Here is a 23923-nt window from a genome sequence, read left to right on the forward strand (position 1 = left end):
ACCTGAGATCTGGTTAAGCAATTATCAAACTGTTCGATTTTAACAGCTCAAATTCTTGAGCTGTTAAATTCAAAGAAGGTTTATTTTCTTTCAAGCTATAAGCAATTAGCCCACCGATTAAATTCAGTATAAAACCATGTACGCTCCGGTGTCTGGAGTGCTCGATATAAGAGATATTTTTCAACTGGTCATTGACAGTCTCAATGATAAATCGCTTTTTCAAAATGGCTCTGTCCCACAAGGATATAAACTTTTTCTTCATGTTTTTTCGTACGGTTGTGATTAACTCAACGTCTTTCTCCAATAATTCCCCTGATAACTTTTTACTGATATAACCTTTATCGCCATATAGTTTGCCAAAAACTGAATCACACATATCGAGAACCGGTTGACGATCGTCAATATTTCCTTGAGTGAGTTTGAGCGATACAATTTCACCTAAATGGTGATAACCAAATGTAATTTAAAACCGAATGACCACCCCATAGTCCCTTTACCATGCCGTGCAGAGTCAGCAAATACCTTGTTTCTTTTAGCTCGTATGATATGACAGACTTCGATTTTAGTTGAATCGACAAATTGAATTCCGGTTGGTTTTCCCAATTTTGAGGTTAAATAGCTACACATAGGAACAACAACATTGGGCATGACATTTAAGAAACGGGTATAGCTTAGTAGCTCAGGAAAATAAGGTTTTAAATGCTGGCAAACGTATAACAAATAATAACTTTTGAAGTCTCGGTAGTGGGATTGGTGGAAGTGAATGACTATCGTCATCATTTCTGCTGGTGATAGACGACACGCTCGACGGCGTTTGATTTCACCACGTTCAATGAGACTTTGTTGCCATTGAGCTATAAATAACTCACAAAAATCATCGACATCACAAAACAAATCAACTAATTTATCCATGCCTGCTTCCTATTTGATCTTATCAGTCTTGGTCGAATGATCTGATCATGGAACAGGCATTTAGTTCCTTTATTTATTCAATTTCTTATCCGAAGTTCAGGTTAATTAATTTTTTGCGGGTTTTATTTTTAACTTGTTTCTAAGGTAGAAAATTAGAGCGTTTTTGAGTGGGGTTGCTTGAAATCATGGTGGCCCGGGACAGAATTGAACTGTCGACACAAGGATTTTCAGTCCTCTGCTCTACCAACTGAGCTACCAGGCCACTGGTTTTCCCTTAAGAGGCATTACCTCGGGAGCGCGCTATTAAACTAGGATCGGGATTTAAAGTCAAGCGGGTTTTCAAAAAAAATTATTTTTCTGGTGGAACATATCCTTCTACTTGGTCGTAGTCACCACCAAACAAGAATTTTTCCATTTCTCCTGTCAAATAAGCCCGTGATTCTGGATCAGCCAAGCTCAGGTGCTTTTCGTTAATTAGCATTGTTTGATGATTCATCCATAGTTTCCAGGCTTCAGCTGATATATTGTTTAAAATACGTTCACCAAGTTCCCCAGGAACAGGTGCAAAGCTCATTGGAGCGGCTTCTTTTTGCAGTTTTTGGCAAAAAATCATGATGTTAGTCTCGCTAGTTGATTTGAAAGTATTTAAACAAAAACTTTTTAATTGGAGTTGGAAAAGCCAACTCTGATAGCTGGGTGATATTATGCCATTGTAGCGCTGAGTTTTCTTCTATTTGATTAGACGGCGTGCCTGATAATACTTTTATATCTAAATGGAAATGGGTAAAGGTATGCTTAAATTCATCAATTAGTTCATTTTGGCTGCTTGCAGTCATTTCTGGAAGACTCCACAGCCCGCCCCAAATGCCTGTCGGTGGGCGTTTTAATAATAGGATTTGATCTTTTTTATTGGTTCGCAAAAGTAATTTTACTTGTTTGGTTGGAATGCTTTTTTTCGGTTTTTTATTGGGGTATTCATCTGTTTTACCGTGAATATATGCTAAACAATTTTCTTCTAAAGGACATTGCTCACATTGTGGACGACTTCGACTACAAAAGCTGGCGCCTAAATCCATCATTGCTTGATTAAAATTTGCTGTATTGTCCTTAGGGGTATATTTTTCAGTCAATGCCCACAGTTGTTTAGCAACTGCTGATTGACCGTACCAGCCATCAACTAAAAAAACTCTGGCCAGTACTCTTTTTACATTACCATCCAGAATCGGCGTTGGTTGTCCCATCGCTAGTGATAGTATTGCACCAGCTGTAGATCGACCAATCCCCGGAAGCGATTCCATTTGTGTTAAATTTTTTGGAAAGCGTCCTTTGTAATCTGTCATTACTATTTGTGCGCAGCGATGCAAGTTTCTAGCCCGCGAATAATAGCCTAGTCCTTGCCAGTGATGGAGTACATCATCAATAGGCGCATTAGCGAGTTTTTTCACATTGGGAAAGCTGCGCATAAACTTTTGATAGTAAGGTATCACTGTTTTGACCTGAGTTTGTTGGAGCATAACCTCTGAAACCCAAACACGATAAGCTGTTGGGTTCTTTTGCCAGGGAAGATCTTTGCGTCCATGAAGGCGATAAAATTGTAGAATTTTTTCGGCAAAGCTCTCTGGTGTGATTAGCATGGTCTACTTAGGTTTATTGGCAGTTATTAAAGAATATCGTAATAAAACGGTATGAATATTGACAGTGTCAACCAGAGTGTTAGTGCTAACGGAATACCTATTTGCATAAAATCTTTAAAGTGATAACCACCAGCATTCATAATTAACAAGTTAGTCTTGTAAGCCATAGGGGTGGCATAGCTGAAGTTAGCACCAAAGAGTACGGCAACAACGAAAGGTTCCGCAGGTAAACCTAACTGGCTAGCTACACTGATTGCGATGGGTGTTCCGATAACCGCGGCTGCATTGTTTGAAACAATATTAGTCAAAATAGCGAGTAGTAGCATTAAAGCACTCAGTATGACGGGCGGAGGTAAGCCTTGTGTAAAAAAGAGGAACAGTTGGGCTAGATAATCGGCACCACCTGTCTTCATTAGTGCCTCGCCTAGTGCTAAGCTGGCAACAACAATTAAAATAACTTGTGTGCTAAGGGCCCGGCCAGCATCACTCCAATCAAGACATCGAGTGACTAGTAAGGCCATTACGCCGAGTAATGCACTAATTGCTATAGGTAAAATACCAAAGGCTGCAAGTCCTACAACGCCTCCCATTATAGTCAGAGCAATAGGGGCTTTGTTGGTATGAGGTAAGTCTGTCGTCGCATCCAGTACTAATAGATCACCTTTCTTTTTCATTTCGGCAATTTTATCGCGGGCGCCTTGAACTAATAAAATATCACCAACATGGAGTGAGACACTGCCTAGTTTTTTATAGAGATCGATTTCTTTACCTTCGCGGTGTAGTGCAACGGCAACCATTTGGTATTGGTCAATAAAGCGAATATTTTTGAGTGTTGACCCCGCCAGTGGTGAACCTGGTACAATGATAACTTCAGCGAGTTGTTGATCTTCTGCTACTAATGGGTGTTTATCATCAACTTGGTGTTTACCTACGAATAATTTTGCCCCCAGTGTTTTTTCATATTCCTTCAGGTTTTCTGCTGTATCAGATACGCGAATTCTATCGCCGGCTTGCATTATTACATCTGGCATTGGCATGATTCTGATATCTGAGGTAGTACCAAATCTTTGGATTCGCTCAGCTTTTAACGAGCCATTAGTGTGATCGATCAATTCCGCAAGAGTTTTCCCTACGCCAAAGCCATCTTCGTCTAAGGTTAAGTGTGCGGTGAATAAGCGTGGTGCTGCGCTTTCTAAAATAGATTCTCTGGGAGGCAGCATTTTGGGGGCTATCAGCCAGAGATATAAAATGGCGACGACGCCTGCTACAGAAGCTGGAATAGCAAAATCAAATAGGCCAAGTTTACGCATTCCTTGTTCTGCTGCAACCGCAACAACCAGCAGGTTCGTTGATGTCCCCACTGTTGTTGACATACCGCCAACTAGTGTTGCAAACCCCATTGGCATTAACATACCTGAAGGTGAAGTGTTATTTCGCACCGAAACGCTGATTAAGATTGGAATGAGTAAAACGACTATCGGGGTGTTATTCATAAAGGCTGATAGAACTGCTGCTACCAATAAAGTCACTAGTAAAGACAGTTGGGGACTGGCTTTCCATAATCTACCTAGCATTCGACCAACTGGTTCCAAGGCACCTGTTCTGACAAGTCCTTGACCTGCTATCATCAGCGCGCACACAGCTATGAGTGCTTCATGACCAAAGCCATAGAAAAAGTGGATAGATTCTAGGTGAGTGCCATCTGGTTGTATGTAGGGAAAAATCTGAAAAATAACCGCAACTAACAAGAGTACTGCCAAGCAACTAGATTCCAATTTAATGTCTTCACGCCGAAATAAGTAGAGCGCTACTATCGTGAGTAATAGCATAGCAAGGGCATGATAATTTGGAATGGCTGGGAACATATGCTAAATAGGAAGTCGTTAACAGAATGAATTTTTACGATATAAAACTAAAACTAACACTTTTTTGAAAATGATCAATAGTTTTGTTTTGTCGAAAATTACTGCGGGTAGCTGCTTGGCGCTATATTGGCTTGCTGACGGGAGATATTGGCAAAAATGACAATTTGACTTAAAAACTCTAATTTTGTTGCTGTCGTAGCCTTGTTTGTAGGGACACTGATATAATTAGCACTCATCTGGAATAAGACTGGTTAACTTGTGCAAGAATTTCATCGAAAAATCAGAAGTTTTGTCCGTCGTGAAGGTCGTATGACCGCTGGACAAACTTTAGCCTATGAATCAATGATGCCTGATTATGGGTTTGAATTTAATAAACAATTACTAAACTTTGAGAAACTTTTTGGTAATAACAACCCCGTTACTCTAGAAATTGGTTTTGGTATGGGGGCATCTTTAGCCGAACAAGCTGCTAATTACCCTGAGCTCAATTTTATTGGCATTGAAGTGCATAGACCAGGTGTTGGTTCATTGCTTGCGCGTATGAAAGAACGTGAAGTGACTAATATTAGAGTGATATCTTATGATGCGATTGATGTGTTAGAACATATGATTGAAGATAATAGCTTGGCTAAATTGCAATTATTTTTTCCTGATCCATGGCATAAAACAAGGCATCATAAACGCCGTATTGTAAAGTCTGAGTTTGCAAGACAAGTTCATCAAAAACTACAGGATAATGGAGTATTGCATATGGCGACCGACTGGGAAAATTATGCACAACATATGTTGGCTGTCATGCAACAAGAGGCAGGCTGGACTAACCTTTCTGCAACAGATGATTATGTACCAAAGCCTGATGATAGACCGGTAACCAAGTTTCAAAAGCGGGGAGAGCGTCTAGGACATGGTGTTTGGGATTTGATGTTTAAAAAGGATACTCCACATGTTTGAACGAATTTCTGTTTCTAGGGCTGCTGTTTTAATTGAAACCGAACAAGCACTTATTGTTGATATACGTGATGCAAACACTTTTGCTCAAGGTCATATTGAAGGGGCTGTACGTGTTGATAACGAAAATATCGGTGAGTATCTCGCACAAGCCGATAAATCAAAGCCGCTAATAGTCTGCTGTTATCATGGTAATTCCAGTCAGCCTGCAGCTGATGTTTTTAATCAGCAAGGTTTTGAACGAAGTTATAGTATGGATGGTGGTATGTGCGAGTGGGTACTTACTTTACCTGTCGTGCCAGAAAAGTAAAAATTGAAGCTGCCAGGTTTTAACAGAGTTCTAATATTTTGTTCACTAATTTTCGAATGCCATTAGCTGATTCTGATATATTGTTGGCTAACATATAAGCAGGTGTTGAGACGACTTTGTTGGTCTTATCGACTACGATATTGGTCACTGGACACTGAATATGTGTGCTGCCCATAGCTTCGATGGTTTGTGCTGTTTCGAGATCATTGCCAATTGTTAGCTCTACTGGTTTACCATAAATGAGTGGTATTAAAGCAGGTGCTATGCAGATAAAACCAATTGGTTTGTTAGCGCTTACAAAAGACTTAGCCGCTATTAATACACTTGTTTCTATTTCACATTGCGCGCCTTGAAGAGCAAAGTTACTTAAGTTTTTAGCGACACCAAATCCGCCTGGAAAAATAAGGGCGTCAAATTGAAATGAGCGCAGTTTATCGATTGGTTCGACTTTTCCTCGGCATATTCTTGCTGATTCAATTAATACATTGCGAAAACCTTCCATTTCTTCTCCAGTGATATGATTGACTACATGATGCTGCTTTATGTCAGGAGCAAAGCACTGATATTCAGCACCTTGCTCTTCTAACGCGAGCAAAGTGAGTACGCTTTCGTAAACCTCAGAACCATCAAAAACACCGCAACCAGATAGAATAACTGCTACTTTTGCCATGCTTGCTCCTTTATTGTTTAAGAGTGAGATAAGGATTAATTGTTATTCTGTCATTATAATCCTAGGCGGGTATTCTTATTAAATCAATTGGCAAAATCGCTTGATAAATTGCCTTGTAATATAAAGATATATGACAAAACATAGCTATTTGTCCAATAATTAAGCAAATATCCAGTAAATGGTTTGATCATGTGGCGCTCGTTTGAGAAAATACGCCCCGTCAAAATTCCCGCTTACTAAGAACCTCGACTTTAGGAGTCAATATGTCATCTCGATTTCAGTTAGCGAACGCTATACGGGCGTTAAGTATGGATGCGGTCCAAAAAGCCAAATCAGGTCATCCTGGAGCCCCGATGGGGATGGCTGATATAGCGCAAGTGCTCTGGTGTGATCATTTAAGACACAACCCAAGTAACCCGGAATGGGTTAATCGAGACCGTTTTGTATTATCTAACGGTCACGGCTCGATGCTTATTTATTCACTATTACACTTAACAGGCTACGCATTAAATATTGAAGATATTAAATCTTTTAGACAGCTACACTCTAAAACACCAGGTCATCCTGAGTTTGGTTATACCCCTGGTGTTGAAACTACCACAGGGCCTCTTGGCCAAGGAGTTGCTAATGCTGTTGGTATGGCTATTGCCGAAAAAACATTAGCGGCACAGTTTAACCGTCCAGGATATGATGTGATTGATCACAATACATACACCTTTTTGGGAGACGGTTGCTTAATGGAAGGTATTTCCCATGAAGTTTGTTCTCTGGCCGGTACTTTAGGGTTAGGTAAGCTAATAGCATTTTATGATGATAATGGCATTTCAATTGACGGTGAAGTTGAAGGTTGGTTCACTGATGATACTGCAAAGCGGTTCCGTTCTTATGGCTGGCATGTCATTGGTGATGTTGATGGACATGATCCTGAGGCCATTCAACAAGCCATTGAATTAGCAAAATCAGAAACTAATAAGCCAAGTATTATTTGTTGTAAGACTACGATTGGTTTTGGCTCTCCTAATAAAGGCGGCAAAGAAGATTGTCACGGTGCACCTCTTGGTGACGCAGAAATTGAGTTGGTTAGAAAAGAACTGAACTGGCCTCATGCACCTTTTGAAATCCCTGCTGAAATAATGCAAGCCTGGGATGCAAGAGCAAATGGTAGCAAACTAGAATCAGAGTGGAATGATACTTTTATTGCTTATCGTGAAACTTATCCGGATTTAGCGGCTGAGTTAACCCGCCGTTTAAGTAATCGACCTAATGCTGATTTTGAGGGGGCTGCACGTGCCTATATCGCTAAAACTCAAAATGCCGCAGAGGGGATTGCAACGCGTAAAGCTTCGCAAAATGCGATTGAAGCTTACGCACCTTATATTCCCGAATTTATCGGTGGTTCAGCTGATTTAGCCGGTTCAAATTTAACTCAATGGAGTGGGGCTAAGGGGATTTCTGCGCAGCAACCAGAAGGTAACTATTTATATTATGGTGTGCGCGAGTTTGGGATGTGTGCGATTATGAACGGTATAAAGTTGCATGGTGGTTTTATTCCATTTGGCGGAACTTTTTTGATGTTTATGGAATATGCCAGAAATGCAATTCGTATGGCTGCGTTAATGAAACAGCAGGCTATTTATGTTTTTACTCATGATTCGATTGGGTTAGGTGAAGATGGTCCAACCCACCAGCCAGTAGAGCAGTTATCTTCAATGAGAGCGACACCTAATCTGATTAATTGGCGCCCTTGTGATGCAACTGAAACCGCTGTTGCATGGAAGTGTGCTATTGAAAACCTTTCTGGACCAACGGCTCTAATTTTAACGCGCCAAGGGTTACCAACGCAGCCTAAAAGTAGTGAGCAGATCGCACTAATTGAAAAAGGGGGGTATATCTTAGCTGATTGCGAAGGGACACCAGATTTAATAATAATAGCAACGGGTTCCGAAGTTGAATTGGCAATGAAAGCAAAAGAAGGTATTGCAAACCGCAAAATTAGAGTGGTATCAATGCCTAGCTGTGAAGTTTTTGAACAACAAGACGATAATTATAAACAAAGTGTTCTTCCTGCCAACGTGACTAAGCGTATGGCGATTGAAGCAGCTCATGGCGATTTTTGGTATAAATATGTTGGTTTAAATGGCGTAATTATATCGATGAATCGGTTTGGAGAATCGGCACCAGCCAGCGACTTATTTAAGGCGTTTGGATTTGATGTTGAAAATGTAATGGAAAAAGCACAGTCACTATTTTCTGAGTAGTGATTAATTAATATTGAACATTTTACAAAGCGTGTTCAAATTATTGATAAAATCAACTGAAGAGCTCAGATTTTAAATCTGAGTCCAGCAAACGTTTGAGGAAACACAATGACAGTAAAAGTAGCAATTAATGGTTATGGACGTATTGGTCGTATGGTATTGAGAGCGATTTATGAATACAACAGAGAGGACGAAATCAAAGTAGTTGCCATTAATTCATCTCATCCAATTGAAACTAATGTCCATTTGACAAAATACGATACAACTCATGGTCGTTTTGAAGCAAATGTATCAGGCGATGAAGAGAACATGTATGTCAATGATGACAAAATTGCAATGTTAGCTGATCGTAACCCAGAAAACTTAAAATGGTCAGATTATGATGTTGACGTCGTGCTTGAGTGTACGGGCCATTTCACGGATAAAGTCGGTGCTTCTAAGCACTTTGTTGGTGGCGCGAAAAAAGTTCTTATTTCTGCACCTGGCGGCGCTGATATTGATGCTACTATTGTTTACGGTGTTAATCATGAAACACTGAAAGCTGATGACCGAATTGTTTCTAACGCTTCTTGTACCACTAACTGTCTTGCACCTGTAGCTAAGGCGTTACATGAAGGTTTAGGGATTGAAAAAGGTTTGGTTAATACGATTCATGCTTACACTAATGACCAGCGTATTATTGATAACCAGCATAAAGATTTAAGACGAGCGCGTGCTGCGGCTATGTCAATTATTCCTACTAAAACTGGTGCTGCAAAAGCGGTTGGTTTAGTCTTACCTGAGTTAGCCGGGCGTTTAGATGGGTTTGCATTACGAGTACCTACAGTGAATGTGTCGGTCGTTGATTTAACCTTTGAAGCTTCTCGTGATACAACCGTTGAAGAAGTGAATGAAATTGTTAAAGCGGCTTCTGATAGCTATGTTTTGGATTACAACGTTGAGCCTTTAGTATCTACTGATTTTAACCATATGCCAGCCTCTTCAACATTTGATGCCACTCAAACGCGAGTTAATGGTAATTTGGTAAAAATATTGACTTGGTATGACAATGAGTGGGGCTTTAGTGTACGGATGTTAGATACAGCCGTAGCAATGATGAAAGCATAAATATCGCTCTCTGATAGTAGCCTTCGAAATATAGTTTATGCCCTATAGCGCTTTAATTATATTGATAAGGCTACTTTAGGTTTTAGCTATTGCGAAACTTAAACAATAACGATATTGAAGCAATTACAAAAATAAATTGGAGTAATCACTAGTATGTCAGTTTTAAGAATGTCTGACTTAGACTTGAGCGGCAAACGTGTTTTGATACGAGAAGATCTTAACGTGCCTATTAAAGATGGAAAAATCACTTCTGATGTAAGAATTCAAGCTGCATTGCCAACGATTAAAATGGCTTTAGAAAAAGGGGCTAAAGTATTAGTCATGTCTCATCGTGGCAGGCCGACTGAAGGTGAGTTAACAGAAGCTGACTCTATGGCCGTAATTGTTAATTATATGAGTGAATTGCTCGATGTCCCTGTCAGGTTAGCAGCTGACTATTTACAGGGGGTTGATGTTGCAGAAAATGAAGTAGTTGTTTTTGAAAATGTTCGATGCAATGTTGGCGAAAAGAAAAATGACGATCAACTGGCAAAAGCTTATGCCCATTTGTGCGATGTTTTTGTCATGGATGCATTTGGAACTGCACATCGTGCTCAAGCTTCAACACATGGTGTCGCAAAGTATGCGCCAATTGCATGCGCGGGCCCATTATTAGCGGCAGAGCTAGATGCGCTGGGTAGTGCATTGGACAATCCGGCTCGTCCGATGGTTGCTATTGTGGGTGGTTCTAAAGTTTCTACTAAACTCACTGTTTTAGAAGCACTTTCAGGTATTGTCGATCAGTTAATTGTTGGCGGAGGTATTGCAAATACTTTTATTGCTTCAGAAGGACACTCGGTTGGTAAATCTTTGGTAGAAAATGATTTAATTGATGAAGCTAAACGATTAACTGATGCTGCTATTACTAATGGCGGTGAAATTCCGAAAACAGTTGATGTTGTTGTCGGTACTGAGTTTTCTGAAAGCACTCAAGCGACATTAAAAAATGTTAATGAAGTTGCTGAAGATGATATGATTTTTGATATTGGTCCACAAACTGCTGAGAAACTTTGCCGTATTTTAGAGAGCGCCGGTACTATCGTTTGGAATGGACCTGTTGGTGTTTTTGAATTTGAACAATTCGCAGAAGGCACTAAGAAAATTGCTCAAGCAATTGCTAAGAGCAAAGCTTTTTCAATTGCTGGTGGTGGTGATACATTGGCGGCAGTTGATAAGTTTGGCATTAAAGATAAAGTGTCTTATATTTCAACTGGTGGAGGCGCATTTTTAGAGTTTTTAGAAGGAAAAAAATTACCTGCAGTAGAAATATTAGAACAACGTGCTGCTGAAATGTAATTGTAAAAATAGAGTATCTGAAGATACATCAAACAAAGCAAATTTAAGACTATAAAATGATAGATGGAGAATACAAATGGCACTAATTTCGATGCGACAATTACTCGATCATGCCGCAGAATTTCAATATGGGGTTCCTGCATTTAATGTTAATAACCTGGAGCAAATGCGCGCAATTATGGAGGCCGCTGATGAAACCGATAGCCCTGTAATGGTGCAAGCATCAGCAGGTGCTAGAAAATATGCTGGTGCACCTTTTTTACGCCATTTAATTCTTGCGGCAATTGAAGAGTTTCCACATATTCCAGTGGTGATGCATCAGGATCATGGTACTAGTCCTGCTATTTGTCAGCGCTCAATTCAACTTGGCTTTTCCTCTGTTATGATGGATGGCTCTCTGGGTGAAGATGGTAAAACACCGACAACTTATGATTATAATGTTGATGTGACTCGTAAAACCGTTGAAATGGCTCATGCTTGTGGTGTTTCTGTTGAAGGGGAGTTGGGATGTTTAGGATCATTAGAGACTGGTGAAGCCGGCGAAGAAGATGGTATTGGTGCCGAGGGTAAGCTAACGCTTGAGCAGATGTTAACTGATCCAGAAGAAGCTGCCGATTTTGTACAAAAAACCAATGTTGATGCGCTTGCTATCGCTATTGGTACTTCTCATGGTGCTTACAAGTTTACTCGTCCACCAACAGGTGATGTTTTAGCGATTAGTCGTATTAAAGAAATCCATGCACGTCTTCCTAATACTCATTTAGTGATGCATGGTTCGTCTTCGGTACCGCAAGAGTGGTTAAAAGTAATCAATGAGTTTGGTGGCGAAATTCCTGAAACTTATGGCGTTCCCGTTGAGGAAATTTGCGAAGGTATTAAACACGGTGTAAGAAAGGTTAATATCGATACAGATTTACGTTTAGCTGCCACAGGTGCTATTAGACGTAATTTGAGCGAAGCACCTTCAAATTTTGATCCTCGTAAATATTTGGCTGTGTCGACGCAAGCGATGAAAGAGATTTGTTTAGCGCGTTATGAAGCATTTGGGACTGCTGGAAATGCGAGTAAAATAAAGCCAATTTCTCTAGAAAGAATGTTTGCAAGATATGAGTCTGGCGAATTGGATGCTAAAGTTAACCGTTAGTTTTAATTGAAATTTGATATTATTGGACAGTATGTTGATTTTATCAGCATACTGTCATCACAGTGTCTCTATTTTTATCGCAAAATCGATTTCACTTTTTCAATGAAGATTAATTGATAACTTAGATGGGGATAATTATTTTCACTTTACTTAAAGCACAGATGTTACAAAGGAATGCTAGATACCACTCGAGAAGTTGAAGTACCAGAAGGCATAACATTATCACTACCGGTTGCCGGATTGGTTAGCCGTTCTCTTGCTTTTATCATTGATTTATTACTTCGTTGGGCTGCAATTGCAATCATTGCTCAAATTTTTTCTATATTTGGAAATTTTGGCTCTGGTGTCATTTTATTATTTATATTTTTAGTTGAGTGGTTTTACCCCGTTTTATTTGAAGTGCTTTATAACGGCCAAACTTTAGGTAAAAAAGTATTAGGTATTACTGTGATTAATGATGACGGCACACCAATTGATTGGTCATCATCAATTATTAGAAATCTTTTGCGTTTTGCAGATTTTTTGCCTTTTTGCTATGCCTTTGGCATTATTAGTATGCTATTTAGCCGTGATTTTAAACGCCTTGGTGATTTTGTCGCAGGTACTTTGGTGGTGCATAAACTTGATTTAGTAAAAAAGCAAAAAGCCATTAGCATAGAAGGTGTCGCTCCAAAATTTCCCTTAACACTTGATGAGCAAAGTGCCATTGTTAGCTTTGCTGAGCGTTCTTCTAAAATGTCAGAGTCTCGCGTTAACGAATTGGCAGGTTATTTAGGACCCTGGTTAGATCAAGAAAAAATAAAACAGGGTAGTGAACCTGCATCAGTGCAACTTTTTAAAATTGCTAAATGGTTGCGAGGGCATGCATGAGACAGGAAGAGTTTGAACAACGCTATCAAGAACAATGGAAAACTTTTGAAAATCAGATCTCTATTGCTGAATCAATAAAGCTTAAAAAATCAGAATATACAGAAGAGTTAAATAATTTTTCTAAAAACTATCGACAAGTTTGTTATTGTCTAGCTTTAGCTAGAGAGCGTCAATATAGCCCTTATTTGGTGTCTCAATTAGAGGCAATGGTTTTTCGAGGACACCAGATTTTTTACCGTAAAAAAGTGGGTATTTTTCGACGTATTTATCAATTTATTTTATTTGGTTTACCTGTTGCGGTTAGAGAGCAAGCGACTTTTGTTTGGATTGCATGTGCTCTTTTTTATATTCCAGGCTTGGTTGTTTTTATTTTTACACTTATTTTTCCTGAGCTGGTTTACTCTGTAGTCGATTCAAGTACAGTGGCTAATATTGAAGGAATGTATGACCCCAGCTTTGATAAAGTGGGACGTGAAAGACAATCAGATACAGATTTTATGATGTTTGGTCATTATATTCGAAATAATATTGGTATTGCATTTCAATCTTTTGCTGGAGGTATATTAGCGACTTTGGGTACTCAGTTTTATCTCATTTATAATGGCATTTTTTTTGGTGCAATAGATGCACATATTATTAATATTGGTTATCAAGAAACTTTTTACGGTTTTGTTGCAGGCCACTCATCCTATGAATTAACTGGTATCATTTTATCTGGCGCAGCGGGTCTACAGATCGGTTGGGCATTTATTGCGCCTGGTGTTTTTACTCGTAGACAAGCCATTATTAATGCAGGTCAACGGGCAATGACATTAGTTTATGGAGCTATTTTATTATTGCTTATCGCTGCTTTTGTAGAAGCTTTTTGGTCCTCTACAACGAGTATTCCTGTATTAACAAAATATGGAGTTGGTATTGCCGGTTGGTTATTCATTATTTTCTATTTTGCATTGGTTGGAAGAGGTCGTAGATATTAGCTATGAATCTTGAGCAAATGACAGTTAAAGTACGACCAAGAAAAAATCTAGAAGCGATAGATCTCGGCGTAGCCTTAGTACAAAAAAATATTATCGAGCTTTATAAAATTTGGTTGATTATTACATTACCGATTTATTTGTTGATTAGCTCAGTATTTATAGAGTCTGGTATTTGGGTGTATTTGGGATTCTGGTTATTTAAACCCATTTGGGAAAGACCATTATTACATTATTTAAGTCGCCAGCTATTTGGTGAAAATTTATCGATACGAGATTGCATCAAAGAATTTTTTAGCTTAGCAAAAATTCAATGGTTTGCCAGTTTGACTTGGCGTCGGCTCAGTTTAACGCGTTCATTAGATTTACCCATTATTCAATTAGAAGGACTAAAAGGAGCGCAGCGCAGTGAAAGAATCAAAGTTATTCATTCAAGTGGCTCTGGAACAGCCGTTTTACTGACTGCTTTATTGGCTTTGTTAGAAAATGTTTTTTATTTAGGCCTAGTCGCCTTAGCTTATTTATTACTACCGACACAGATGAGTGAGTCTATTGATATTATAAAGTGGATATCAATGGAAAGTGATTCATACATGGTTGATTTTATTTTTAATCTTTTGGTTTATTGTTCTCTTACTATTGTTGCTCCTTTTTATACCGCTTGTGGTTTTGCTCTTTACTTAAATCAACGAACACATTTAGAAGCTTGGGATGTTGAGTTATCATTTAAACGATTAGCAAAAAAGCTAGAGAACCAAAGCAAGCAACAAAGTATTCGATTAGCAAGCCTTATGTTTATTATGAGTTTGTTTTTTATGCCTGGAAGTATTAATGACCTTTATGCTGAAGAAAATAAAGCTCAAGAAGCTAATGTTTCAAAAAATCAATTAAGCAATAAAAAATCAAAAATGATGATTAAAGAAATTACCCAAAGTGATTTGTTTAATCAAAAAGAAACAAGATATCATTATGAATTTAACCAGTCCTTTGAGAGTAAAGATGAGGTAGAAAAAAATAGTCCATCATCGCCTATTTGGCATTACTTAGGTGTATTTATATCAATGATTATGGAATTTATATTATGGGTGATTGCTGCCTTATTAATTATATTTTTAATTGTTAAGTATCGTCACTTAATTAAAGGCGTTAAGCTACCTAAGAAAAAAAAAGTCAAAAGACCTGAACAATTATTCGGTTTAGAGCTTAATACAAAATCTTTACCAGATAAGCCGTGGTTAGTTGCTCTTGGTTATTTAGAAGAGGGAAAATTACGAGAGGCGACAAGTCTGTTATATCGTGCAAGCTTAATTTGGTATATAGAAAATACACAGGTTGTCATTGTTGAAGGTGATACTGAATTAGAGTGCTTAAGAAAAATTGAAGGTGTCATCGAAGATAATTCAAACAATTTTATGCAAAAACTAACAAGTAGTTGGCGTAGACTAGCTTATGCACATCAAATACCAGATGTGAAGCAACTACGTGAATATTGTGAACAGTGGCCAGAAGTTTTTAATCTTTCTGCTATGAATGAAGAGGCTGCGAATGAGTAGCTGGTTCAAAGTCTCTAAAGTTACCTGGTTAATACTGATTATAATAATTACTGTTTTTTTAGGAATGATGTGGTTTTTTAATAATCTGACTAAAGTTTCTTATGAAAAAAATATTGGTTATTCCGAAGAAGCAAAGCGTAATCCTTTTTTAGCCGCAGAATTTTATCTTAAAAAACTGAATATTAAATTTGAAAATAAACAAGATTTTTCAATTTTTGATTCAGAAATAGGTCAATATGATACCATCTTAATTAATAATTCAAGGGTTGGAGTGTCGGCTAAACAACGTGAGCAGATGTTAGCCTGGGTGAAACAAGGAGGTCATCTGGTTTTATTGGCTACAGAGTTTTATGAGTATGACTTTAATGCCAGTAGAGATAAATTTTTGGATGAATTAGGTGTACGCTATTATCCTTTTGAGAAAGAGAGCTTTAGTTCAGAAGATGAAGACTTAACTTATTTAACATTTTCTGGGTATGAAAAAGAAACTGAAATTCATTTTCATTCCTCTGGCTATATTGATGATACTAGCGGTGATGCATCATTTAAAGGTGGCACAGATTACGCTGAGCAACTTATTCAATATGATATTGAAGAAGGATTAGTTACTGTTTTAGTTGATTTTTCTATTTGGAATAACCAGAGAATTGATAAACATGATCATGCTTTATTTTTATCTCAACTAATTGGCTCTTCCGAAAAAGCATGGCTTATTTCTAATCGATTACAACCTTCACTATTGGCTTTAATGATTAAATATGCCCCGTTAGTTGTGATTAGTTTTGTTATTATTCTAGTGACCATTTTGTTTAGTCAAGTATGGCGAAGGGGAGCTTCTCGACAAGATGACTCAGCCTCACAAAGAGAAATTATGCAGCACATTGCTGCTGCCGGTGAGTTTTCATACCGTAATGATAACGGGGGTCGATTAATTCGAACTCTCATTGAAATGATAGATTTACGTATGATTCAACTTGTTCATGGATATAAACAGCTGAGTTTAAATAAACGTTTAGAAAAACTTTCTGAAATTACTCAGTTAGATAAAAGTAAACTTGCTTTCTTATGGGAGCAAGGGGATTTAAACCAAGAAACTTTTTTGAAAAAAGTACAACTTGTTCAAGATATAAGGAAACAGCTATGAGTGAACTCTCTGTGGATGATGCACCTAATGAAAAAGATGATTCAGCAATTGAAAGTATAACTGATGGAATATGTACGAATATTATATCTGATCAGCAAAATCAATTAATAACGTCATTAAAAGAAAATATTAATCGAGCGCTAATTGGTCAAAGTGAAATTGTTGAAATGGCATTGACTTGTTTGCTCGCTGGCGGACATTTATTAGTTGAAGGTGTGCCAGGTTTGGGGAAAACCTTATTGGTTCGTTCAATTGCTAAAAGTTTTTCGGGAGAATTTTCTCGAATTCAATTTACACCAGATTTAATGCCAAGTGATGTCACCGGACACGCAATGTTTGATCCTAAATCGGAAAAGTTTCGAATTCGTAAAGGGCCTGCATTTACTAACTTACTTTTAGCGGATGAAATTAATCGTGCACCTGCCAAAACGCAAGCGGCTTTGTTAGAGGTGATGCAAGAAAAGAAAATTACCATTGAAGGAAGTTCTTACCCTGTTAATTCTCCTTTTATGGTTTTAGCTACCCAAAACCCATTAGAGCAAGAAGGTACTTATCCTTTACCTGAAGCTGAATTAGATAGGTTTTTGATGAATGTACTCATCGGTTATCCTGCCATTAGTGATGAAGTTGCTTTAGTTAAAACAATTACTACTGGTGAAATTGATGACTCAATTTTGTTACGCGATTTAGCGCCAGTCACTGATCCTGAAAAAATTATTGAGCTACAGAATCTAGCATCAAGAATTGTGGTTGATGATAGTTTATTTGATTATGTTGTTAGGCTGGTTGCTGCAACGAGAGAGTGGTCTGGTATTCAAATGGGAGCTAGTCCAAGGGCCTCTATTGGTTTAATTCGAGCCGCTCGAGCGTTGGCTTTAATTCGTGGTAATGAATTTGTAACACCCGATGAAATTAAAACAGTAGCATTACCCGTATTAAGACACAGAATTGTTTTATCTGCTGAGCTTGAAATTGAAGGCATTAGTGTGACTCAGGTGATTGCTGATATATTGGCACAAGTTGCCACACCTAGACAATAATATTGAATTTTATTCATGAAAATTACCTATCGCAGTATTATTGTTTTACTTATTTGGTTCTGCATTGCAATTGCAGAAGGCCTATTTCGCCTTAATAATTACCAAGCTAAGAGAGCATTAGAAAGTCATTGGTTAGCAGACATTTGGTATGTTTTTGCTGTTGGCCTAGCTGCATTATTTTTATGGGAATTATTATCTTTACGTCATTTACAAAAAATAACCGTTAAGCGCCTTATTGCAAATACATTGCCCGTTAATAGTTATTGCGATGTTGAGCTTGTGGTTGAAAATCATCGAAGCAATCGGTTAGATGCTGAAGCCATTGATCATATTCCAGAGTTTTGTTGTAGCAAAAAAATGCCGGCGCTTATTCGTTTGTCGGCAGGAGAAACAGTGACCATTAACTATCAATTAAAGGCTATTGAACGTGGCGATTTGATTATGAACCGCTGTGAGTTATGGGTGAAATCTGAGTTTGGTTTTTTAAAACGCCGTGTCTATATAGACTGTGTAAGCAACTCAAAGATATATCCTAATTATCGTTCAATTCTTAATTATACTTTACTTGCCACAGAACAAAGAACACGTCAGTTAGGGATCAGACAAAGACAGCAACGTGGAGATGGACTAGAGTTTCATCAACTTAGAGAATATAGAATGGGAGATAGCCTACGTCAGGTTGATTGGCGCGCTACATCTCGTTTACAAAAATTAATTTCTAAAGATTATCAGCAAGAGCGAGATCAAAATATTATTTTTTTACTCGACTCTGGTCGAAGAATGAGAACAAAAGATGGTGAGCTTTCACATTTTGATCAAGCCCTTAATGCCATGCTTTTAGTTGCATCCATTGCTCTCAAACAGGGAGATGCCGTTGGACTTAAAGTTTTTGGTGGAAGTGATAAATTCATTATTCCTAAAAAAGGGCCTTCAAGTATTAATGCGATGCTTAATAGTGTTTATGGTTTGCATCCAACTCATAGTGCGTCAGATATAATTGGTGCAGCAGAAAGTCTAAATCATCAGTTCAGAAAACGCTCATTGGTGGTTTTAATTTCTAATGTTAGAGCTGAAGATGAGATAGAATTAAAAACAGCAGTGGCGTCTTTAAAAAAGCATCACTTAGTTATGCTAGCTAATATGAAAGAACAAGTTTTGCAAGATGTTTTATCTGAACCGATATATCAGATTCATGATGCATTAAAGTTTTCACAAACCATTAGTTATTTGCAACAAAGAGAGCAACTTCACCGTCGACTAACACACGATGGTGTGATCGCTGTAGATAGTCTGCCAAGCCATTTAGCTGTTAATATGGTTAATCAATATTTTGATATTAAACGTGGCGGGCGTTTGTAGCCTGTTTTGATTTTTAAAAAGGTTTGTAATGAAACGAATTTATCGGTTATTAGTTATATTAATGGGGCTGATGATCTTTTTGTCTGTTTACTTATTTGTAAAAAATGAGAACTACTCAAATTTACAACAGAAAGAGTCTGAAGTGCTGAATAAAAAGTGAATGGGGTAATTCATAGCGGATAACTCCTTTTATCCGCTGTTGCATAAGTTAGTCGTAACGACCAACTAGGGTTATGTTTGAAAATGATTGATAACCATGTACTAAAATGTAATATTTTCCTGCTTTTGTTGGCAGTGATGTACCACCTGAACCACAAGTTTCATTACTACCATTAAGCCACGGAACACAATCTGCACCATTTTGTCCTGTTGCTGTTGGCTCTGCTTCATAAGAAACGTATAAATCTGCATCCCCATTGTTACCGTAAATTTTAAACGATAGGTTGCTTGCTCCTTGTGGAACTACCATAGTGAAACGTAATTCAGCATTTTTGTTACCAGAAAGACCTGTACGTGCAACACCATTTTCAAGCGCATTAGGATCGCTGACTTCAGTGACTGTCATTTCTAGATGCATTTCGCCTGTTGCACCGTGAGTATCTGTTGCTGTAATGGTGTAGGTATAAGTTCCTATCTGATCGGCTGTGCCATTAACTTCGCCGGTTTGAGGGTTAATTGTTAACCAAGGGTGTCCACCACTAATGCTATAGGTTAATTGGTCAGCATCAGGATCGGTCGCTGTAAAAGTATCATTATAACCTTGGTTCATTTCTACTGATGCAGTTACATTGGTGTTAGAAAATGATGGCGCATTATTGGTTGCAATTTCATCTACAATGGCACGACTGACTACTCGACCATTAAGTGCTTGTATCGGCCGATAGGTATCATATCTAACGCCATTTTCTGTAAACAAATCTCTAAAGTGACTAATTTGGCTTGCAGACATTTGAATTGGAGTTGATAACACAAACCAATTAACTACTTCGTCGCAAGTAGGGGTGGTTAATGAGCCTCTATAATGAAAAGCACTTCTGTTTTCAGGCAGTAAAGTTGATAAGTCTGAAACTAATTTTGACCTTTCTTCTCCATGATGAGGAAGGTGATTAAAAATGGTTTTTAGTTGCTGGTTTTCTGCTCCTTCTTCTATCAATACCCCAATAACGGTTGCATCAACTAATTGTCCATGATCATATTTTTTATTAACAAAATGCATTTCCATATCATAGCGTCGCCCATCAACAGTATGTTCACTTTTTGTGTGAAAATGGAATTGTTCAAGTCGATAAATGCCATTTTTAAATTCAGCGTATCGTTTTACATTGGTATTAACTGTGTGACCATTGTTTTCTAAACTAACATCGTCTGCTGCATAATGTGGAACCACATTAACATTACTAGATTGTAGGTCTGCTGTTACGATATTAATTGGTGATTGTGATTGTCCATTGCATTGTGTATTAATATTACCCCAATCTTTAGGTGTAACAACGCCACTTTGGCCATCGTATCCCCATTCAGCGGCAGTTAGGTTGGTGCTGTAACAAAATACAATTGATGCTGCAATTGCAATTGTTTTTTTATGTAATTTTGTTATCATTTTTTTCTCCATAATCAATTATACTATTGATAATTGATTTGTTTTTATTGTTAAGTAATGAAAGATATTTTAATTATGACTTTAACAAATAAGCCAAAGATAAATACAGATGTTTTTTACTTTTTAAAATAAATGAATATGCCCTCCTTTCAAAATGGAACTTGTTTAAAAATAATGGTTATTTTATAAAGTTGTTTTTAGGTTTGTTCTGGAATGAACAATAACAAGGGTTGCTAAATATTTATCATTTCAAGTTTGGTTTGTTATTTAACCTGAGATTTAAATAAAATCTCAAGTCTTTAAACTTAAGGCAAAAAATGCTGATTTAATTTTAAACTAGCCTGTCTATTAATTAAGTGATTAAACTGAATTAGTCATTTTCTGTTGTATAAAGTTTTCTATCATTAATGTTTTGTACAGGACGGGCGTTTCCGCCATGAAACAAGTGTTCAAACTTTTCTATTTGTTCAGCAGAGAGTGATTGAATGTTTTTAGAGATATACCAGTTAACACCTTCAGTACAGGGTGGAGTTGTTAAAGAGCCTGCAAATCGAAAGTACTCTTCTGTTTTTCTTGCTCCAAGTACTTTATTAGGATTTATTTTGTATTTCTCTTTTGTATTCGTACCTTTATGTTTTGGTGCGGTATTTAAAATCTTTGCTAAAGCACGATTTTTTTTACCTTCTTCGTAAAAAATGCCAACAACACTCAATGAGCCTTCATCATTTATATGAACAAAGTGAGCTTCAAGTGGAAATTGTTTGCCATCTAAAGTGTTTTCACTTGGTGAATGAAAGTGAAACTGCAATAATCTTTGCTTTCCTAGTTCAGTTTTTGTAAAACTGTCTCTATTTGTGTTAACTTGAATGGTATGGCCATTGTTAACTACTGTTAATGGTACAGAACGAAACTTATGCTTTAGTGTTCTTAGCGACTCGTTTTCTTCTGCAAAATAGCCGAGATCAATTGGAGATTGCTCAATACCATTTTTGCATTGAGAGAATTCAGGCGATAAGTCTCCCCAGTATTCTGGGCCGGTATCACCACTATAACTCCACTCAATATCGCCACTGGCACCTATGCTCATACTGGCTAATAGTGCAACTATACTGAAAGAATGTTTGATCTTTTTCATTGGTTTTATCTCTTTTTAATAAGTTCTTTATGAGTTTTGCAATTGTTGAACAAAGTACTATTTATTACTTCTATCCTTCAGAAAATTATTAGTGCTATGTTATATTGCAAGTGGGCTTTATAATTCAAATTCGATTGATAATTCTCTTTTCAGTCTCGTTTCAATATCTATTTAAACTAATTTTTGAGGGATATATGAATTTGAACACAGTTTCGGTGTAAATTTTTCTCAAAAATGCTGAATTGTGGATGAGAGAGATGATAGATGATGAATAGTAATCACCATCATATGTATTAAACTTTACCGTTTATTGGATGTGTTATAAATGGTTTGAATGACCTAAGGCTTCCAGTCTTATTAATTTTATAATTTGTCTAAAAAAATCATTATTATTTTTTGAACGAGCAATTAATAATGCACCTTGCAATGTGCTAAAAATATATTGGGCCGACACTAATGACGGTTCAGTAGTATTTATGTTCTTTTCTGCTCTGATTTCTAAAAGTATTTGACTCAGCCACTCTTCATGAAAACAAAAAAAATCATTCATTGATTTGCGCATTGATTCTGGAAGGCTGAATAACTCTCCTCCAAGGGCCCCGCATAAACATATTTTGGTTCCGGTATGGTCGGTTTCAATAAAGGGCTTAAGATATCGTTCGAAACGTTCTTTAGGATCTTGCGTTTCATCATTTATAATTAACTTTAATTGTTTGAAGTCTTTTATATAACGTTCAATAACAGCACATCCAAGGTCGGCTTTTTTAGGAAAGTGATAATGTATGCTTGATGTTTTAATTCCTAATTTATCAGCAATATCTTTGTAACTAAAAGCATTATAGCCCCCTGTTTGAATAAAATTTTGCGCTAGCGTCATTATTTCATCAGCTGTGTCCATTTAATAACTCCCTCAACCCTATACTCATTCTAAGTGTCCTGTTTTGACAATGATAATAGCACCATCTTCTTTTGTAAACGGGCGATGCTGACTTAAGTGTGGGTTTCTTAACCAAGTCCCTTTAGGGTACTCTCCATGTTCATCATAAAAGGTTCCTTTTAATACAAAAATCTCTTCGCCTCCCCAGTGTCGATGTAAATTAAATGTTGTAAAAGGTGCCCACTTTACTAAAGCAACATTTTCTGATTCAAATGAGTGTAGCGGCATTACTGAAAGGCCTTCAACTAATCCAGGATGCCACGGTTGTGTATTAGTCTGTATTCGTATTTGAGTCGAATCGTTAATATTGAATTGATGTAATTTAACTAAAATGGTGGCTCCCGATTTTCCTATTTGAGGTGTATGAGAAGTTCCTATTGGATTACGCACATAAGTGCCTTGCGGGTAGTCACCGTGTTCATCTGAAAACATGCCTTCTAAAACAAAAAACTCCTCGCCACCAGCATGAGTGTGAGTCGTAAATCGACTATTGGGCCGGTATTTAACTAATGAGGTCGCTCGACCAACTTCATGACCAATTCTATCTAACATCATTCTCTCAACGCCTGGCATAGGAGATGGAGTCCACCGATAATCATCGGGTTTGATAACTACTTTTTGTTTGAAGTCGGCGTTAATATGCATAGCTATTACTCCTTATTTATTTGTCATGTAAAACAGCTTTTTGCTTATCATTAATATTTTTGATGTAACTTAATACTAATGAATTTGCTTATCTTAGAATGATTCTTACTGTGTTGCCTTTAATGTGATATTTTTTACAGTAAAGCTATATTGAGAAGTCAACAAAATCTATTCCACAATATAGTGGCTATATCATTAACCAATTGAAAAAGTCTTGTCTGAATCTGATTAAAATCGTCAGTAGTTCATTTTTCTCTAGCGTCGGATTTTAATGCTAGTCTTTTCTTTTGTTGGCTTATTATTCATTCAGGCTTTTGAGTGAACTTTAAAATTGCTGAAATAGCAGTACTTTCTCCTGTGTCGGCTGTCATCTAATTAAGATGTGAGGTGAATGGATAATGATTAATAAAGCTTTTATGTTTAGGTGTCATTAAATTAAATGTATCCGTTTTATGTTTTTTAGCCGAATAAGGTTCAGACATG

20 protein-coding genes, 1 tRNA gene and 1 pseudogene are annotated in these 23923 nt (G+C 37.4%); 12 read left to right on the plus strand and 10 right to left on the minus strand.

The features are described 5' to 3' along the window. Nucleotides 1-13: 13 nt before the first annotated feature. The 5 genes and pseudogenes from ACT5E3_RS02690 to ACT5E3_RS02710 form a co-directional block, all read right to left on the minus strand. Nucleotides 14-912 (minus strand): annotated as a pseudogene (locus ACT5E3_RS02690) (IS982 family transposase). A gap of 186 nt (nucleotides 913-1098) precedes the next feature. Continuing rightward, a tRNA-Phe gene (locus tag ACT5E3_RS02695) sits at nucleotides 1099-1174 on the minus strand. Between the two features lie 87 nt (nucleotides 1175-1261). Beyond that, the gene (locus ACT5E3_RS02700; RefSeq protein ID WP_444996778.1) at nucleotides 1262-1525 is read right to left on the minus strand and encodes an oxidative damage protection protein; all 264 of its coding nucleotides are present in this window, start codon (nucleotides 1523-1525) and stop codon (nucleotides 1262-1264) included. Nucleotides 1526-1538: 13 nt separating this feature from the next. After that, on the minus strand, nucleotides 1539-2546 hold the full coding sequence (gene mutY / locus ACT5E3_RS02705; RefSeq protein WP_444996779.1) for an A/G-specific adenine glycosylase: 1008 nt from the start codon (nucleotides 2544-2546) through the stop codon (nucleotides 1539-1541). Nucleotides 2547-2572: 26 nt separating this feature from the next. Beyond that, nucleotides 2573-4306: an SLC13 family permease gene (locus ACT5E3_RS02710; protein WP_444996780.1), complete on the minus strand. Its 1734-nt coding sequence runs from the start codon at nucleotides 4304-4306 to the stop codon at nucleotides 2573-2575. Between the two features lie 363 nt (nucleotides 4307-4669). On the opposite strand from ACT5E3_RS02710, the gene trmB reads away from it, so the two are divergent. Continuing rightward, complete coding sequence (gene trmB / locus ACT5E3_RS02715) at nucleotides 4670-5362, plus strand: tRNA (guanosine(46)-N7)-methyltransferase TrmB (protein ID WP_444996781.1); 693 nt, start codon at nucleotides 4670-4672, stop codon at nucleotides 5360-5362. Further along, on the plus strand, nucleotides 5355-5669 hold the full coding sequence (gene glpE, locus ACT5E3_RS02720; RefSeq protein WP_444996782.1) for a thiosulfate sulfurtransferase GlpE: 315 nt from the start codon (nucleotides 5355-5357) through the stop codon (nucleotides 5667-5669). Before trmB ends, glpE begins: the two co-directional genes overlap by 8 nt. A 19-nt stretch (nucleotides 5670-5688) precedes the next feature. Here the strand turns inward: glpE and elbB are convergent, their stop codons facing one another. Then, nucleotides 5689-6339 carry an isoprenoid biosynthesis glyoxalase ElbB gene (elbB, locus tag ACT5E3_RS02725; RefSeq protein WP_444996783.1) on the minus strand — a complete coding sequence of 217 codons (651 nt, stop codon included), beginning with the start codon at nucleotides 6337-6339 and terminating at the stop codon, nucleotides 5689-5691. A gap of 263 nt (nucleotides 6340-6602) precedes the next feature. Here elbB and tkt point away from each other — a divergent pair, with 263 nt between their 5' ends. The 10 genes from tkt to ACT5E3_RS02775 all read left to right on the plus strand — a co-directional run bounded on the left by tkt (nucleotide 6603) and on the right by ACT5E3_RS02775 (nucleotide 19123). After that, nucleotides 6603-8597, plus strand: coding sequence for a transketolase (gene tkt / locus ACT5E3_RS02730; RefSeq protein WP_444996784.1), 1995 nt, complete (start codon nucleotides 6603-6605; stop codon nucleotides 8595-8597). A gap of 108 nt (nucleotides 8598-8705) precedes the next feature. Beyond that, the gene (gene gap, locus ACT5E3_RS02735; protein ID WP_444996785.1) at nucleotides 8706-9704 is read left to right on the plus strand and encodes a type I glyceraldehyde-3-phosphate dehydrogenase; all 999 of its coding nucleotides are present in this window, start codon (nucleotides 8706-8708) and stop codon (nucleotides 9702-9704) included. Nucleotides 9705-9857: 153 nt separating this feature from the next. Further along, entirely contained in the window at nucleotides 9858-11039 is a 1182-nt protein-coding gene (locus ACT5E3_RS02740; protein WP_444996786.1) for a phosphoglycerate kinase, read from the plus strand. A gap of 76 nt (nucleotides 11040-11115) precedes the next feature. Beyond that, a complete protein-coding gene (fba, locus tag ACT5E3_RS02745) occupies nucleotides 11116-12183 on the plus strand; it encodes a class II fructose-bisphosphate aldolase (RefSeq protein ID WP_444996787.1) in 1068 nt (355 codons plus the stop codon). Between the two features lie 174 nt (nucleotides 12184-12357). Next, complete coding sequence (locus ACT5E3_RS02750; protein WP_444996788.1) at nucleotides 12358-13053, plus strand: RDD family protein; 696 nt, start codon at nucleotides 12358-12360, stop codon at nucleotides 13051-13053. After that, nucleotides 13050-14030, plus strand: coding sequence for a stage II sporulation protein M (locus ACT5E3_RS02755; RefSeq protein WP_444996789.1), 981 nt, complete (start codon nucleotides 13050-13052; stop codon nucleotides 14028-14030). Before ACT5E3_RS02750 ends, ACT5E3_RS02755 begins: the two co-directional genes overlap by 4 nt. Before the next feature lie 2 nt (nucleotides 14031-14032). Then, the gene (locus ACT5E3_RS02760; protein WP_444996790.1) at nucleotides 14033-15580 is read left to right on the plus strand and encodes a hypothetical protein; all 1548 of its coding nucleotides are present in this window, start codon (nucleotides 14033-14035) and stop codon (nucleotides 15578-15580) included. Continuing rightward, nucleotides 15573-16724 (plus strand): DUF4350 domain-containing protein, encoded by a 1152-nt coding sequence (locus tag ACT5E3_RS02765; RefSeq protein WP_444996791.1) that lies wholly within the window; start codon nucleotides 15573-15575, stop codon nucleotides 16722-16724. The genes ACT5E3_RS02760 and ACT5E3_RS02765 overlap by 8 nt, the downstream gene beginning before the upstream one ends. Beyond that, nucleotides 16721-17764 (plus strand): AAA family ATPase, encoded by a 1044-nt coding sequence (locus ACT5E3_RS02770; RefSeq protein WP_444996792.1) that lies wholly within the window; start codon nucleotides 16721-16723, stop codon nucleotides 17762-17764. The genes ACT5E3_RS02765 and ACT5E3_RS02770 overlap by 4 nt, the downstream gene beginning before the upstream one ends. A 15-nt stretch (nucleotides 17765-17779) precedes the next feature. After that, on the plus strand, nucleotides 17780-19123 hold the full coding sequence (locus tag ACT5E3_RS02775; protein ID WP_444996793.1) for a DUF58 domain-containing protein: 1344 nt from the start codon (nucleotides 17780-17782) through the stop codon (nucleotides 19121-19123). A gap of 208 nt (nucleotides 19124-19331) precedes the next feature. On the opposite strand, the gene ACT5E3_RS02780 is transcribed toward ACT5E3_RS02775, so the two are convergent. The 4 genes from ACT5E3_RS02780 to ACT5E3_RS02795 all read right to left on the minus strand — a co-directional run bounded on the left by ACT5E3_RS02780 (nucleotide 19332) and on the right by ACT5E3_RS02795 (nucleotide 23440). Next, nucleotides 19332-20723, minus strand: a complete 1392-nt coding sequence (locus ACT5E3_RS02780; RefSeq protein ID WP_444996794.1) for a carbonic anhydrase family protein — start codon at nucleotides 20721-20723, stop codon at nucleotides 19332-19334. Between the two features lie 370 nt (nucleotides 20724-21093). Further along, nucleotides 21094-21858 carry a carbonic anhydrase gene (locus ACT5E3_RS02785; protein ID WP_444996795.1) on the minus strand — a complete coding sequence of 255 codons (765 nt, stop codon included), beginning with the start codon at nucleotides 21856-21858 and terminating at the stop codon, nucleotides 21094-21096. A 319-nt stretch (nucleotides 21859-22177) separates the two neighbouring features. After that, on the minus strand, nucleotides 22178-22756 hold the full coding sequence (locus tag ACT5E3_RS02790) for a TetR/AcrR family transcriptional regulator (RefSeq protein ID WP_444996796.1): 579 nt from the start codon (nucleotides 22754-22756) through the stop codon (nucleotides 22178-22180). A 24-nt stretch (nucleotides 22757-22780) separates the two neighbouring features. Continuing rightward, nucleotides 22781-23440, minus strand: coding sequence for a cupin domain-containing protein (locus ACT5E3_RS02795; protein ID WP_444996797.1), 660 nt, complete (start codon nucleotides 23438-23440; stop codon nucleotides 22781-22783). Nucleotides 23441-23923 lie beyond the last annotated feature (483 nt).

It is taken from the genome of Aliikangiella litoralis, assembly GCF_052495765.1.